At 60.4% G+C, this 15,664-nt stretch carries 12 protein-coding genes; 2 read left to right on the plus strand and 10 right to left on the minus strand.

Translation table 11 applies throughout. The annotated features are described in order from the left end of the window. Positions 1–51: 51 nt before the first annotated feature. On the minus strand, positions 52–2,643 hold the full coding sequence (locus AC3WMV_RS01345) for a glycosyltransferase (protein ID WP_003222095.1): 2,592 nt from the start codon (positions 2,641–2,643) through the stop codon (positions 52–54). Positions 2,644–3,025: 382 nt separating this feature from the next. On the opposite strand from AC3WMV_RS01345, the gene tcdA reads away from it, so the two are divergent. Continuing rightward, on the plus strand, positions 3,026–3,844 hold the full coding sequence (gene tcdA / locus AC3WMV_RS01350; protein ID WP_103368419.1) for a tRNA cyclic N6-threonylcarbamoyladenosine(37) synthase TcdA: 819 nt from the start codon (positions 3,026–3,028) through the stop codon (positions 3,842–3,844). Positions 3,845–3,946: 102 nt separating this feature from the next. Here tcdA and AC3WMV_RS01355 read toward each other — a convergent pair whose 3' ends face one another. The 4 genes from AC3WMV_RS01355 to AC3WMV_RS01370 form a co-directional block, all read right to left on the minus strand. Beyond that, positions 3,947–4,351: a SufE family protein gene (locus tag AC3WMV_RS01355; RefSeq protein WP_103368418.1), complete on the minus strand. Its 405-nt coding sequence runs from the start codon at positions 4,349–4,351 to the stop codon at positions 3,947–3,949. After that, entirely contained in the window at positions 4,348–5,553 is a 1,206-nt protein-coding gene (locus AC3WMV_RS01360) for an aminotransferase class V-fold PLP-dependent enzyme (RefSeq protein ID WP_103368417.1), read from the minus strand. Before AC3WMV_RS01360 ends, AC3WMV_RS01355 begins: the two co-directional genes overlap by 4 nt. Positions 5,554–5,681: 128 nt before the next feature. Beyond that, the gene (dapD, locus tag AC3WMV_RS01365) at positions 5,682–6,716 is read right to left on the minus strand and encodes a 2,3,4,5-tetrahydropyridine-2,6-dicarboxylate N-succinyltransferase (RefSeq protein WP_007954762.1); all 1,035 of its coding nucleotides are present in this window, start codon (positions 6,714–6,716) and stop codon (positions 5,682–5,684) included. Between the two features lie 32 nt (positions 6,717–6,748). Continuing rightward, a complete protein-coding gene (locus tag AC3WMV_RS01370; RefSeq protein WP_003222107.1) occupies positions 6,749–7,111 on the minus strand; it encodes an ArsC family reductase in 363 nt (120 codons plus the stop codon). A gap of 279 nt (positions 7,112–7,390) precedes the next feature. On the opposite strand from AC3WMV_RS01370, the gene AC3WMV_RS01375 reads away from it, so the two are divergent. Then, a complete protein-coding gene (locus tag AC3WMV_RS01375; RefSeq protein WP_103368416.1) occupies positions 7,391–9,022 on the plus strand; it encodes a Na+/H+ antiporter in 1,632 nt (543 codons plus the stop codon). A gap of 20 nt (positions 9,023–9,042) precedes the next feature. Here AC3WMV_RS01375 and AC3WMV_RS01380 read toward each other — a convergent pair whose 3' ends face one another. The 5 genes from AC3WMV_RS01380 to map all read right to left on the minus strand — a co-directional run bounded on the left by AC3WMV_RS01380 (position 9,043) and on the right by map (position 15,657). Then, the gene (locus AC3WMV_RS01380) at positions 9,043–9,807 is read right to left on the minus strand and encodes a zinc metalloprotease (protein ID WP_256584957.1); all 765 of its coding nucleotides are present in this window, start codon (positions 9,805–9,807) and stop codon (positions 9,043–9,045) included. A 147-nt stretch (positions 9,808–9,954) separates the two neighbouring features. After that, a complete protein-coding gene (locus AC3WMV_RS01385) occupies positions 9,955–10,647 on the minus strand; it encodes a M12 family metallopeptidase (RefSeq protein ID WP_103368414.1) in 693 nt (230 codons plus the stop codon). 163 nt (positions 10,648–10,810) lie between these two features. After that, positions 10,811–12,010 carry a succinyldiaminopimelate transaminase gene (dapC, locus tag AC3WMV_RS01390; RefSeq protein ID WP_103368413.1) on the minus strand — a complete coding sequence of 400 codons (1,200 nt, stop codon included), beginning with the start codon at positions 12,008–12,010 and terminating at the stop codon, positions 10,811–10,813. 120 nt (positions 12,011–12,130) lie between these two features. Continuing rightward, positions 12,131–14,833, minus strand: coding sequence for a [protein-PII] uridylyltransferase (locus AC3WMV_RS01395; RefSeq protein WP_103369683.1), 2,703 nt, complete (start codon positions 14,831–14,833; stop codon positions 12,131–12,133). Positions 14,834–14,874: 41 nt separating this feature from the next. Beyond that, complete coding sequence (gene map / locus AC3WMV_RS01400) at positions 14,875–15,657, minus strand: type I methionyl aminopeptidase (protein WP_007964271.1); 783 nt, start codon at positions 15,655–15,657, stop codon at positions 14,875–14,877. Positions 15,658–15,664: the final 7 nt, after the last annotated feature.

Raw genomic sequence — 15,664 nt, forward strand, 5'->3', positions numbered from 1 at the left:
CTTAAAGCAAAACGGCGACCATTGGCCGCCGTTTAGTGGATCAAAGAGGAATTAGACGACAGGCGCCGGTTCAGGCGCTGTCGCAGGTTTTGGCAGCGACGAGAGGAACGCCATGATCAGCGCGGCCAGGTATGGCAGCGACTGCACCAGCAGCATTGCGACCCAGAAGCGCATGTCGTTGCTTGGAATGCCCTGCACCAGGTAGATCCCCAGCGCCGCGCCCCACAACAGCAGCATGATGAACAGCTCTTCCCGCGCTTCGGAAATCGCCACCCAGAAACCATGGTTGTCGGCGTTTTTCGGCGTGCGGAAGAACGGAATGCTGCTGGTGAAGAAGCCGTACAGCACCGCTTTGGCGATGGTGTGCGACAACGCCAGGCCAGCCAGTGCGGCGCAGAACGCATCTTTGAGGTTCACGCCCACGGCGCGACGGTAGAGGAAGATGATCTTGCCGACCTTGAACACGAACAGCGCCAATGGCGGGATTGCGAAAATCAGCAGCGGCGGATCGACCCGTTGCGGCACGATGATCATCGCCGCCGACCACAGCAGGGCGCCGACGGTGAAGAAGATGTTCATGCCGTCCGCGACCCATGGCAGCCACCCCGCGAGGAAGTGGTAACGCTGGCCACGGGTCAGTTCGGTGTCCTTGCCGCGCAGCAGGCTGCGGGTGTGGCGCTTGATGATCTGGATCGCGCCATAGGCCCAGCGGAAACGCTGCTTCTTGAAGTCGATGAAGGTGTCCGGCATCAGACCCTTGCCGTAACTGTCGTGGTAATACGCTGCCGACAGACCTTTCTCGAACACGCGCAGACCCAGCTCGGCGTCTTCACAGATGCACCAGTCGGCCCAGCCCAGCTCTTCCAGAACCGAACGGCGGGTCATGGTCATGGTGCCGTGCTGAATGATCGCGTCGCGGTCGTTACGGGTGACCATGCCGATGTGGAAGAAGCCTTTGTATTCGGCGTAGCAGAGCTTTTTGAAGGTACTTTCGTTCTGGTCGCGATAGTCCTGCGGCGACTGCACCACGGCGATTTTTGGATCGGCGAAGTGCGGCACCATGTGCTTGAGCCAGTTCGGATGCACGCAGTAGTCGGAGTCGATCACCGCGATCACTTCGGCGTCCTTGGCGGTGTGCGGAATCAGGTAGTTCAGCGCACCGCCCTTGAACCCGGCCAGCGGTGATACGTGGAAGAACTTGAAGCGCGGGCCGAGGGTGGCGCAGTAGTCGCGCACCGGTTCCCAGACGGCTGGGTCTTTGGTGTTGTTGTCGATGATCAGGACTTCATAGTCCGGGTAATCGAGGGCGGCCAGGGCGTCGAGGGTCTGTTTGACCATCTCCGGCGGCTCGTTGTAGCACGGTACGTGGATCGAGACTTTCGGTCTGTAGTCCGAATCGCCCACCACCGGCAGGAATTCACGCCGGCGCTTGTGGGTCCAGACCGCTTCGGCCAGTTCATGCGCTTCGGTCAGCAGCACGATGAACACCCCGAGCGCACCCAGTGCCAGGAGGAAACCCACCGTCAGGCTGAACCACGTGCTGTATTGCTGGCTGTAGTCGTAACCGATCCACACCAGCACCGAACCGCAAAGGAACGCGATAAAGGTCAGGAAGGTGCGGCCACGCTGGCGCAGGGCCGAGCCGTCGATCATCAGCAGGGTCAGCGACAGCAGCGCCAGCACCACCGAACCGATGGCCAGCACGCGCCATTGCGGGATGGCGACGACCGGGCCTTCGAAGTTGAATTTCTGCTGGCGCGCGGCGTTGAACACGCCCCAGTAGGCGCCCACCGAACCTTCGTCACTGGCCTTCCACGGCTGGTCGAAGGCTTCGATCACGAAGTAGTTGAAGCCCTGACGGTTAAGTTTGTTGACCAGCGTACGCAGATAGATAGCCTGATCCGCCGGCGACGCATCGGCGCCACCACGCATGCGACCGTTGCTCGGCCAGCCGACTTCGGACAGCAGCAACGGCTTTTTCGGGAACAGCTTTTTCAGGTCACGGGCGCGGTCGAAGACGAACTGTCCGGCCTTGTCCACGGGGATGAATTCCCAGTACGGCAGGACGTGCGCAGCGATCAGGTCAACGTGCTTGGCCAGTTCCGGGTGTTCTTCCCAGACGTGCCACTGCTCGGAGGTGGTCACCGGCACTTTCACCGCCGCGCGCACCCGATCCAGCAGCACGCTCAGTTGCTCGGCAGTGATTTCCTTGCGGAAGATCGCCTCGTTACCGACCACCACACGAACCACGCTGCGCGAGGTGTTGGCCAGTTCGATGGCGCGCTGGATCTCGCGCTCGTTGCGTTCCTGATCGGGGCTGATCCAGATCCCGAGGGTCACGCGCAGACCGAACTCTTCCGCCAGTTTCGGGATGTCCTGCAGCGAACCGTCGACCGAGTAGATGCGGATGTTGTCCGTCAGCTTGCTCATGATCTCCAGGTCACGGCGCATTTCGTCGTCAGTCGGATACTGATCCTTCTGTGGGAATTGGCCCTGCTGGAATGGCGAATAAGAGAAACCGGAGATCTGCTCCGGCCAGTTGGGCGCGGAGACCGGGCGATTGATCAGCGCCCAGAAACCGGTGAACAGGGCGGCGATTGCCAGAACCACCACCAGGTTGAGACCAAATTTACGCGATGACATAGCTATTTCGGGTTCCAAAGGCTGTGGAACGAAGGAACGGATCGGCTTACGCCAAAAGGGCGCGAATCCTACACCGGCAGTTCACTGCTCGTACACCGGGCAGGAAAATGCCCGACATTGGGCAGTCCAACCTGATTTAAGTTCTTTAGTAACAGCTTGTAAGAGAAAACTTTGTTATTCAGTTATAGCAATTCCCAGTGGCGAGGGAGCTTGCTCCCGCTGGACTGCGAAGCAGGCTGCTTTCAAAGGGCCGCTTCGTGACCCGGCGGGAGCAAGCTCCCTCGCCACAAGGCTTGCGCAAAACGGCTGCGTTCACCGTTCATAGCGTCAAAGATGCTCTTGGCCGCCGACGGCCCTATAATGCGCGCCGGTTTTTGGGGTAATGGTCATGAGTACAGAAGATCCGCGGTTTGCAGGCATCGCCCGTTTGTATGGCATCGAGGGCCTCGAGCGCCTGCGTGCGGCCCATGTGGCGATTGTCGGCGTCGGTGGCGTCGGTTCCTGGGCGGCGGAAGCCATGGCCCGCTGTGGCGTCGGTGAGATTTCGCTGTTCGACCTCGATGACGTCTGCGTCAGCAACGCCAACCGCCAGTTGCACGCGCTGGACAGCACCGTCGGCAAACCCAAGGTCGAAGTGATGGCCGAGCGCCTGCGCGGGATCAATCCGGATTGCACCGTGCATGCGGTGGCGGACTTCGTGACGCGCGACACCATGGCCGAATACATCACGCCGAACATCGATTGCGTGATCGACTGCATCGACGCGGTCAACGCCAAAGCTGCGCTGATCGCCTGGTGCAAACGCCGCAAGATCCAGATCATCACCACCGGCGGTGCGGGTGGGCAGATCGATCCGACGCTGATTCAGGTCTGCGACCTCAACCGCACGTTCAACGACCCGCTGGCCTCGAAAGTGCGTTCGACGTTGCGTCGCGACTATGGCTTCTCGCGTACCGTGACTCGCCATTACAGCGTGCCGTGTGTGTTCTCCACCGAACAACTGCGCTATCCGAAACCGGACGGCAGCATCTGTTTGCAGAAGAGTTTTGTCGGCGACGGGGTGAAGCTCGACTGCGCCGGCGGGTTTGGCGCGGTGATGATGGTCACGGCGACGTTCGGCATGGTCGCGGCGACCAAGGCGGTGGACAAGATTGTGGCGGGTGTGCGGCGCCCGGCGGATCGGGTCAAGCCTAAGGTTTGATTCTGGGGCTGATGGCCTCATCGCGAGCAGGCTCACTCCTACAGGGGGACGCATTCCAATTGTAGGAGTGAGCCTGCTCGCGATGGCTGCGAAGCAGCCGCTTTATTTAGCCAACTCATTCATCCGCTGGAGCACGGCATTCAAGCCATTACTGCGCGACGGCGACAACTGCCGCGAAAGTCCCAGCTGATTGAACCACTCGGGCAAATCCACCTGCCGCAACTCGGCAGCGCTCAAGCCGTTGACCCGCAACAGCAGCAACGCCACCAACCCACGAATCATCCGCGCATCGCTGGCAGCGCTGAACTGCCAGTGACCGTCCTGCAACTCACCCACCAGCCACATTTGGCTCTCACAGCCATGCACGCGATTGGCTTCACATTTGTCCGCGTCATCCAGCGGCGGCAGACGATCGCCAAACTGCATCAGCAATCGCGCCCGTTGTTCCCAACCGGCAGCGTTCTGAAAGGTCAACAATGCTTCGGCGGCGGCGAGCGGCAGACTCATCGCAGCAACTCCAGGGCCTGATCCAGCGCCTCGAAGAAACGTTCGAGATCTTCCGAGTCGTTGTACAGCGCCAGTGACACGCGAATAGCCCCGGCCAGTTCGAAGCTTTTCAGCAACGGCATGGCGCAGTGATGCCCGGCGCGCACGGCGATACCTTGCTCGGTCAGCAAGTGCGCCAGATCGGCGTTGTGCACGCCCTCGACGACGAAACTCGCCAGCGCCAATTGCGGCTTGCCCAGCAGACGAATGCCGTTGCGCGCGGCCAGGCCTTGCAGCAGGTAAGCGTGCAGCGCCGCTTCGTGGGCCGACACCGCGTCCTGATCCAGCCCGGCCAAATAGTCGAGGGTTGCGCCGAGGCCGATCACGCTGGCAATCGGCGGCGTGCCCGCCTCGAAACCCAGCGGGGCAGGGCGGAAGCGTGCATCGTGATAGTTGGCTTCCAGCACCATTTCGCCGCCGAACTGCCACGGCTGCAGTTGCTCAAGTGCGGTGTTGCGCCCGAACAGCACACCGAGGCCGTCGGGGCCATACAGCTTGTGGCTGGAAAACACATAAAAGTCGCAACCCAGCGCCTGCACGTCGTGGCGACCATGCACCACACCCTGGGCGCCATCGACCACGGTCAGCGCGTTGTGCGCCTTGGCCATCGCCAGCAGCGCCGGCAACGGTTGCCAGGCACCGAGCACGTTGGACAGCTGACTGACCGCCAGCAAGCGAGTGCGCGGGGTGATCAGACGCACAGCGGCGCCGAGGTCGATCACGCCGTCGGCGTCCAGCGGCAGGATCACCAGTTTCAGCTCGCGACGCTGTGCCAGTTGCTGCCACGGCAGCAGGTTGGCGTGATGCTCCAGGGCGCTGATGACAATTTCATCGCCCGGGTGGAAAAGATGTTCCAGGCCATAGGCCAGGAGATTCAGCGCACTGGTGGCGCCATGGGTGAAGATGATCTGCCCGCTGTCACCGGCATTCAGCCACTGGGCAACCTTGAGCCGACTGTCTTCGAACGCCTGCGTCGCGTGCGCGCCGGGCAGATGCTGCGCACGGTGCACATTGGCTGCGCCGTTGGCGTAGTAATGCGTCAGTGCGTCGAGCAGGGCCTGGGGTTTTTGCGTGGTGGCGGCGTTGTCCAGATAGGTCTGGTCTTGCCGTTGCAGGGCGGCGATGGCCGGAAAGTCGGCGCGCCAGGGGGAGGGAATCATCATCTGTTCAGCCCTGTGAACTTGGGCGGGGTGTACACAAGACACTGTGGGAGCGAGCCTGCTCGCGAAGCTTTTTGCGACCTCAAGGACGCCTTCGCGAGCAGGCTCGCTCCCACAAGTGCCTGCGGCACTTAGTTGTGAGCGTGCAGCGCTTCGTTCAGCTCGATCGCCGATTTGTGGGTTTTGCATTCCACGGCACCGGTTTCCGAATTGCGACGGAACAGCAGGTCAGTCTGACCGGCCAGTTCACGCGCCTTCACAACCTTGACCAGGTTGTTGTGCTCGTCCAGCAGCGCCACCTTGGTGCCGGCGGTCACGTACAGGCCCGACTCGACGGTGTTGCGGTCGCCCAACGGGATACCGATACCGGCGTTGGCGCCGATCAGGCAGCCTTCACCCACCTTGATCACGATGTTGCCGCCGCCCGACAGGGTGCCCATGGTCGAGCAGCCGCCGCCCAGGTCCGAACCCTTGCCGACGAATACGCCAGCGGAAACGCGGCCTTCGATCATGCCCGGGCCTTCGGTGCCGGCGTTGAAGTTGATGAAGCCTTCGTGCATTACGGTGGTGCCTTCGCCCACGTAAGCGCCCAGACGCAGACGTGCCGCGTCAGCGATACGCACGCCGGCCGGCACCACGTAGTCGGTCATTTTCGGGAACTTGTCCACCGAGAACACTTCCAGCAGTTCGCCGCGCAGACGCGCTTCGAGTTGCAGTTCAGCCAGTTCGCTCAGGTCGATTGCACCCTGGCTGGTCCAGGCCACGTTCGGCAGCAGCGGGAAGATCCCGGCCAGGCTTACGCCGTGTGGCTTGACCAGACGATGCGACAGCAGGTGCAGCTTGAGGTACGCCTCTGGCGTCGAGGTCAGCTGTGCGTCTTCGGCCAGCAGGGTGGCAACCAGCGGCTTGTGGCTCTCGGCCAGACGGGTCAGCAGCTTGCCTTGAACGGCGTCGATGCCTTTGACCGCTTCAGCCAGTTGCGCAGCCTGTGCAGTGGTGAAGGTGATGGCCTGGTTGCCTTCGGTGTAACCGAGGATCGGCGCAACAGCGGCGACCAGTTCGGCCGACGGGTTGAGCAGTGGCTGAGCGTAGAACACTTCCAGCCAGGCGCCTTGACGGTTTTGCGTGCCGACACCAAAGGCGATGCTGAACAGAGAGTTGGACATGTGAATACCTCTAGCAATAAGTGACGGGCTGCTTACTTGAGTGCGGCCGCGTAGATGTCTGGCTTGAAGCCAATCAGGGTTCGGTCACCGAGATCGAGCACCGGGCGCTTGATCATCGAGGGTTGAGCGAGCATCAGTTCGATGGCTTTCGACTGGTCGAGATCGGCTTTACGTTCGTCGTCGAGTTTGCGAAAGGTCGTGCCTGCACGGTTCAACACCGTTTGCCAGCCGTGCTCGTCACACCATTGGGTCAGGTGCTCACGATCGATACCGGCGGTTTTGTAATCGTGGAAGTCGTAGCTGACAGCGTGTTCATCGAGCCAGGTGCGCGCCTTCTTCATGGTGTCGCAGGCTTTGATGCCGAAAAGGTGCAACGTTTTACTTGAAACGGTCAAGGAATCGCCCCCTTTACAGGTGCTGGAAAAAAATGGTGTCGGATTATGCCATGACCAAACGGTTTCGTCGGCCACGGTTGTCGTAACGCTGCAAAACCTGTGGGAGCGAGCCTGCTCGCGAAGGGGCCATGACAGGCAATATCTCTGTTGAAGGAGACGCCGCATTCGCGAGCAGGCTCGCTCCCACAAGGGCAGTGCGACATAGGTGCAAACGCCAGACGCATCCTAAGCGGCTAATATGGCAGTTCAACGCTGTCGATTGTCTGAGATTTCCGCTTTATGCAAACCGCTTATACCGTCCTGATCCTGCTGATGCTGGTCAGCGTCTCCCGGCTGGTCGGACGGGTCATCCCGCTGCCGCTGCCCCTCGTGCAAATCGCCGCCGGTGCCTTGCTGGCCTGGCCGACACTGGGCCTGCACGTCGCGCTGGACCCCGAATTGTTCCTGTTTCTGTTCCTGCCCCCGCTGCTGTTTTCCGACGGTTGGCGCATGCCCAAACGCGAGTTCTGGCATCTGCGCGGGCCGATCCTGACGCTGGCGGTTGGCCTGGTGCTGTTCACCGTGGTCGGCGCCGGGTACTTCATTCACTGGCTGTTGCCGAGCATTCCGCTGCCGGTGGCCTTCGCGCTGGCCGCCGTGCTCTCGCCGACCGACGCCGTGGCGGTCTCGGCGATCTCGCAGAACCGCTTGCCGACACCGCTGATGCACATCCTGCAAGGCGAGGCGTTGATGAACGATGCCTCGGGTCTGGTGACGTTCAAGTTTGCCTTGGTGGCGGCGGTGACCGGGGTGTTCTCGCTGGCCAATGCCAGCCTGACGTTCGTACTGGTGGCGGTCGGGGGCTTGGCCGTCGGCGTCGCGCTGAGCTGGCTGGTCGGGCGCTTGCGCGCGTGGATGATTGCCCGGGGCTGGGACGATCCGGCCACTCACGTGGTGTTCATGTTGCTGCTGCCGTTCGCCGCCTATGTATTGGCCGAGCGCCTGGGCGCTTCGGGGATTCTTTCGGCTGTCGCGGCGGGGATGATGCAGAGCTGGCTCGATCTGCTCCCGCGGCAGACCAGCACCCGGCTACTCAATCGCAGCGTCTGGTCGCTGCTTGAATTTGCCTTCAACGGCCTGATCTTCCTGCTGCTGGGTCTGCAATTGCCGGACATCATCAAGGCCGTGGTCAGCCACGAACCGACGTTGTGGCCGACGCTGATGTATCGCGGCCTCGACGTGGTGGCGATTTTCCTCGCACTGGTGCTATTGCGCTTTATCTGGGTACAGAGCATCTGGCGTTTGTCGGTACTGCTGCGACGGCTGCGCGGCAAGGGCGACCTGACGCAAGTGCCGACCGCTCGATCCTGCTGGCTGCTGACTGTCGGCGGAGTGCGCGGGGCGGTGACGCTGGCCGGTGTGATGTCGGTACCGATGTTGATGGGGGCCGAGGCGTTCCCCGAGCGTGATCTGCTGATCTTCATCGCCGCCGGGGTGATTCTGTTGTCGCTGATTTGCGCCTGCATAGCCTTGCCGTTGCTGTTGCGCGGCATCGAGAAAAGCCCGGACGACAAGCGCCGCCAGGAAGTGCGCGACGCCTGGCGCAAGACCGCCGAGGCGGCGATCCATGCGCTGGAAACCGAAGAGGTCGGCCCGCAGGATGCGGCGCAGGCCGCACTCTCGGCGGAACTCAAGGCGCGGATCATGTCCGAGTATCGTCATCAGCTCGACGTGTTCAATGATTCGGCCGAAGCCCAGGCGCTGGCGTTCCAGATGGATCTGCTGGAACGCCGATTGCGCTTGAAGGCGTTGCGGGCGCAACGCCTGGAGCTGTATAGCCTCAGCCGTCAGCACCAGATCGGTGATGACGTGTTGCGCGAGGTTTTGGCAGACCTGGATTTAAGCGAAGCGAATCTGGGGCAGGTCAAATAGCCGACACGGACCTGATGCGCTCACTCATTCGCGGAGAAGGGATAAGCGTTCGCCATGAAGATTTTGTCCTTTTCGCTGAGATCCAGATTGATGAAGAGCTGGAAGTCTCCGATGGTCCAGGACTGGCTGATGCGATAGTGCATGATCGACTTTGGATCGTATTCCGAATAAATGCTTTCGTCGGGATTGCCGCGGTCAAAGTACCAGTCGTGCAGGCGTTTGCGCGTCACGCTCGCCTGGAAGTCGTCTTCTTCCGGGTCGGCGGTGATTCCAAATTGTGCGTAGATGGCTGGTTTGTCCCAGGGAATGTCTGCCGTGGGATTGGTCTGTTCATGCTCCGCGCCCAGCATGTGACCGAACTCATGCATGACATTGGCTGCGAAGTAACGTGCCTGACTGGGTGGATGCGGCCAGAGTGTCATGGTCGGCTCATCGGGGTGTAGCAGAGCATCCGTACCTATCCGGGAGGAAAACGTTCCTTCCTGACTGAGTATGCGGATGTCGCCCACTTCACCTTCAACGAAATCGAATTTCAAGTTGATGTGCGGCAACCAGTTGCTGGCAGCGGCAATGGTCGCGTCCTTGAATTCCTGCGTACCGTTGAGGAAGGCGATGCGGAGAGTGCTGCCGGGAGTCCAGAATTTTGCCGGATTGTTTTTAGCCCACATTTTTCTGAACCTCCGAAGTGCATTTGATGTTGCGGGAGGTGCGTGTGGTTTCGGTTTTTTTGTTTGGCTGAAGCCGGGTTGAGTGCATAACTGAACATCCATGTTTTCGTTCGTCATATTTAACTTCTCGGGTTGCTTGTTGTTCCCGGAAAGTCGCTTTGAATGAAGGATGCTAGTTGCTGCGCCTGAACAGGTAAATTGGATATGTGTACGATTTTATGACGGGTTACCGTGCCAACAGAACTGGCACGGTAAAGATGTGATTCAACGTGGGTAAATCAACCGCATGAGCTGTTTGTCTTTATCACTGATTTCGCGATTGATCGGATTCGCCCAATTGCCAAGCGTCAAATTGTTGGGAACCGGATGGTGCATGATGGATTTTCGATCGTATGGCAAGTAAAGCGCGTCGGCATCGTCAAAAGGCGTAAATATATTGTCGTCAACTTCGCCTCGCGACAGTGGATTCATCGGTCTGTTCTGGTAGTAGTTGTAAACATTTTCTTTATTCCAGGGGATTTGCGCCTTGGGGTGCTGGTGTTCGTGCATCGCGCCGAGTGCGTGGCCAAACTCGTGGATGACGACCGTCTCGAAGTCTTCGTGTTCGGGGTCGATGCCAAGGTTCATGGTTGGCGTGTCAGGAAACATATCCAGTGCATCGGTACCCAGAAATGAACTGTTCACCACACCCTCGGTGGCGATTCGGATCTCACCCTCTACGCCTTCAACGAACTCAAACTTCAAACTGATATAAGGAAGCCATTTTTCGGCGGCGGCAATGATTTTATCTTTGTGTTCCGGAGTTGGGTTATCCATGAAAGCTATTTTCAGAGTGTGTCGGCTTGGCCAAAGTTTGTCGTAGTGTACCAACGAGCGTTTTTTTCGGCTGTTGTTAAGGGCGCTGGATTTGAGTTCTTTAGCCGGTTTTTGCAGCGTGCAATATTGAAAGTTGTCCATGCTTTGTCTTGCTCCTTGATTTGTCTTTTTGGTTGTTTCGCGCATGCAAAAAACCACTGCGCGAGATTAAGCTTCGGGCAGTGTCTGGAGTAGTCGTAAAGTGGTTTTAAATGTAACTTGAGGGGTATGTCCGTGCCAGATGACTGGCACGGATATTAAAAACTCAGTGTTGGCGGGTGATGAAGTCGCGGATCCGTTCTGCAGCTTCAACACATTCAGCCAAAGGCGCAACCAGTGCCATGCGCACGCGCCCGGCGCCCGGATTCACGCCGTCGACCTCGCGCGACAGATACGAGCCTGGCACGACAGTCACATGTTCCTGCTCGAACAGGTCGCGGCAGAATGCGGCATCGTCACCGGCCACGTTCGGCCAGAGGTAGAAGCTGCCGTCCGGACGCTGTACGTCCATCACCGGGCTGAGAATTGCCAGCACTGCGTCGAACTTCTCGCGGTACAGCGCACGGTTGGCGCGTACATGCACTTCGTCATTCCACGCCGCAACGCTGGCCAGTTGGGTTTGCACCGGCATCGCGCAACCGTGGTAGGTGCGGTACAGCAGGAAACCCTTGAGGATATCCGCGTCACCGGCGACGAACCCGGAGCGCAGGCCCGGCAGGTTGGAGCGCTTGGACAGGCTGTGGAACACCACGCAACGCTTGAAGTCCTTGCGGCCCAGTTCGACGCAGGCGCTGAGCAGGCCCGGCGGCGGGGTCTGTTCGTCAAAGTACAGTTCGCTGTAGCACTCGTCGGCGGCGATCACAAAGTCGTATTCGTCGGCCAGGGCGATGAGTTTTTTCAGTACATCAACCGGGATCAAAGCGCCGGTCGGGTTGCCTGGCGAGCACAGGAACAGGATCTGGCAGTGTTTCCAGATGTCCGGTGACACGGCGTCGAAATCCGGGTTGAAGCCGTTTTCGTCCAGGCAAGGCAGGTAGTGCGGCTTGGCCCCGGCGAGGAACGCTGCGCCTTCGTAGATCTGATAGAACGGGTTCGGGCTGACCACCAGTGCATCGTCGCCACGGTTGACCACGGTCTGGGTGAAAGCGAACAGCGCTTCGCGGGTACCGTTGACCGGCAGCACATTGCGCGCCGGATCGATCCAGCCGCTCGGTACGCCAAAACGACGTTCGCACCAGCCGGCGATGGCTTCGCGCAGGGCCGGGATGCCGAGGGTGGTCGGATACACCGCCATCTGATCCAGATTGTTCGCCAGCGCTTCGGCGACAAAGCTTGGCGAACGATGTTTCGGTTCGCCGATCGACAGGGCGATCGGGCGTTTGTCCGGGTTCGGGGTCACGGTGCCGAGCAGGGCGCGGAGCTTTTCGAACGGGTAGGGCTGGAGCTGGTTCAGAGCGTTGTTCATGGGGGCCTCGTTCAATGTGGGAGCGGGCTTGCTCGCGAAAGCGGTGTGTCAGTGAATGATGTGTTGCCTGACACACCGCTTTCGCGAGCAAGCCCGCTCCCACAGGGGGGAATTGCTGGATCAAATACTGATGCGCGAAAGCTTGATATCCGGTTCCTGATTGACGCTCAGTTGCTCGACGATTGCGTCCTGCAGGCGACTGCACAGCAGCGGGTCGGAGAGCGGCTGGTTGTGGGCGTCGGTGATGAAGAACACGTCTTCCACGCGTTCGCCCAAGGTCGCAATCTTGGCGTTCTGCAGCGACAGGTCGAACTCGAGGAAGATCCCGCCGATCCGTGCCAGCAGGCCCGGGCGATCCGGTGCCGTCAGTTCCAGCACTGTCACCGGACGCTGGGCGTCGTTGTGGATCGTCACCTGCGGCGCGAAGGCGAAGTGCTTGAGCTGGCGCGGCACCCGGCGTTGGATGATCGTCGGGTAGTCGTCGGGGTTACGCAGGGCGTCGGTCAGGCCGTCGCGAATCTGTTTGACCCGCGCCGGGTTGTCGCCGATCGAGTCGCCGTCGGTGTCGAGCACGATGTAGGTGTCGAGGGTGAACTGGCTGCTCGAAGTGATGACCCGGGCGTCGTGAATGTTCAGGTTGAGCTGGTCCATCGCGGCCACGGTTACGGCGAAGAAGTCGTGCTGGTCCGGGGCGTAGATGAAGATCTGCGTGCCGCCCTCGAACTCGCGCTGGGTGGTTTCCTTGATCAGCACCAGCGGACCGCCATCGGCCGGCTGCTGCAGGATCGCGTCACTGTGCCAGGCCACATCGCCGGCTGTGTGACGCAGGAAATAGTCATCGCCCAACTGTGCCCACAACTGCTCGACATCGTCCGGATCAGTGCCACCGCGCACCAGGATGTCCAGCGCCGCACTCTGGGTCTGGCGGATCTGCTCTTCGCGATCCACCGGGTTTTCCAGGCCACGGCGCAGAGCGCGTTTGGTCTCGGTGTAGAGCTGGCGCAGCAGGCTGGCGCGCCACGAATTCCAAAGCGTCGGGTTGGTCGCGTTGATGTCGGCCACGGTAAGCACATACAGGTAATCCAGACGGGTTTCGTCGCTGACGATCTGCGCGAAGTCGTGGATCACCTGTGGATCGGACAGATCCTTGCGCTGCGCGGTGGTCGACATCACCAGATGGTTCTGCACCAGCCAGACGATCAGGCGGCTGTCCCACAGCGGCAACTGATGGCGCTGGCAGAACGCTTCGGCATCGACCGCGCCGATGTCGGAGTGGTCGCCATGCCGGCCCTTGCCGATGTCGTGATACAGGCCGGCCATGTAGATCAGTTCGGGCTTGGGCAATTTGGCCATTAGCTTGGCGGCCAACGGGAATTTTTCCGACACCTGGGTGTACTGCAACTTACGCAGGTGCTTGATCAGGTTCAGCGTGTGCGCATCGACCGTATAGATGTGGAACAGGTCGTGCTGCATCTGCCCGACGATGAAACCGAACTCCGGCAGATAGCGCCCGAGGATGCCGTAACGGTTCATCCGGCGCAGGTTGCGGTGTACACCGATCTTGCACTTGAACAGCTCGATGAACAGGCTGGTGTTGCGGATATCGTTGCGGAAGTTGTCGTCGATCAGGTGCCGGTTCTCGCGCAGCAGACGAATGGTGTCAGCGCGCACGCCTTTGATTTCCGGTTGCTGGGCCATCAGCACGAAGATCTCGAGCATGGCGAACGGCGTGCGGCGGAATACGTTGTCGTTGCGTGCTTCGATGTAGCCGTCGTGCAGCTGGAAGCGCGAGTTGATCGGTTGCGGCGGCGCTTCGTCTTCCGGGGCGAGGATGACTTCCTCGAAATGCTGGATGATCAGGTCGCTGAGTTGGGCGATGCTCATGACCACGCGGAAGTACTGCTGCATGAAGTTTTCGACGGCCTGTTTGGCGTCGTCGCCTTCAAAACCGAGCAGGCCGGCGATGGTCCGTTGATGATCGAACAAGAGGCGGTCTTCCGAGCGCCCGGCGAGCATGTGCAGGGCGTAACGCACTTTCCAGAGGAGTTCCTGGGACGACGCCAACAGGGCGTTTTCGCTCTCGACCAGGAAACCTTCACCGGCGAGGGCGCGCAGGTTCAGGGTGCCGTACTGACGCCGGGCCACCCACAGAATCGTCTGGATATCCCGCAGGCCACCGGGCGAGCCTTTGACGTTGGGTTCCAGGTTGTATTCGGTGTCGTTGTACTTGTGGTGACGGGCCTTTTGTTCGGCGCGTTTGGCCAGGAAAAACTCCTTGGCCGGCCACATGTGCGCGGTGCTGGTGACATCGAGCATGCGCTGGCGCAGGCGTTCGGGGCCGCAGATGGTGCGGCTTTCCATCAGGTTGGTGACCACTGTCAGGTCGGCGCGGGCCTCTTCGGCGCATTCGTCGACCGAGCGTACGCTCTGACCGACTTCCAGACCGATGTCCCACAGCAGCGTCAGAAAGCGCTCGATGGAATCGCGGAAGACTTCGTGATCGGCGCTGTCCAGCAGGATCAGCAGGTCGATGTCGGAATAGGGGTGCAACTCACCCCGGCCGTAGCCGCCGACCGCGACCAGCGCGATATCGGCGTCTTCGCTCCAGTTGAACTGCTCCCAGGCTTTTTGCAGGATGTTGTCGACGAACCATGCACGGTCTTCGATCAGTCGGCGGATGTCGCGGCCGCTGCGAAAACGCGTGTCGAGGACCTCGCGCGCCTGGCGGATCGCCTTCTTGAACGCCGCGATGGGACTCGCTTTCAGGGCCAGTTCAGCCTGGAACTGGCCGCGGTCGAAGAGTTCGGGATCCACCTGCGGCATCGATTGGCTTTCCTTCTATAAGGCTGGGAGCGTTCTTGGGATCAGGCCGAGACGCGCGGGATGGTGTCATCGGCGCGCAGGGTGAAAATCTCGTAGCCAGTGTCGGTCACCAGCAGGGTGTGTTCCCACTGCGCCGAGAGTTTGCGGTCCTTGGTGATGGCGGTCCAGCCGTCGCCCAGTACCTTGGTGTCGGCCTTGCCCTGGTTGATCATCGGTTCGATGGTGAAGGTCATGCCGGCCTTCAGTTCCATGCCGGTGCCGGCGCGACCGTAATGCAGGATCTGCGGCTCTTCGTGGAACACCTTGCCGATGCCGTGGCCGCAGAACTCGCGAACCACCGAGAAGCCGTTCTTTTCCGCGTGCTTCTGGATGATCTCACCGATGTCGCCGAGGCGGCAGCCAGGTTTGACGATTTCGATCGCCTTGTACATGCATTCCTGAGTGACCTGCGATAGGCGTTCGGCCCAGACCGGCACTTCGCCAACGTGGAACATGCGGCTGGTGTCGCCGTGGTAGCCGTCCTTGATCACGGTGACGTCGATGTTCAGCGTGTCGCCATTCTTCAGCGGCTTGTCATTCGGGATGCCGTGGCAGACGACGTGATTGATCGAGGTGCAGATCGACTTCGGGTAGCCTTTGTAGTTGAGCGGGGCAGGGATGGCCTGCTGCACGTTGACGATGTAGTCGTGGCAGATCTGGTTCAGTTGATCGGTGGTCACGCCCGGTTTGACGTGTTCGGCAATCATTTCCAGCACATCGGCGGCCAGTTTGCCGGCGACACGCATGCCAGCGATGTCCTCGGGGGTTTTGAGGTTGACGGTCATACAGGCT

The organism is Pseudomonas sp. FW305-3-2-15-E-TSA4, from assembly GCF_058787295.1.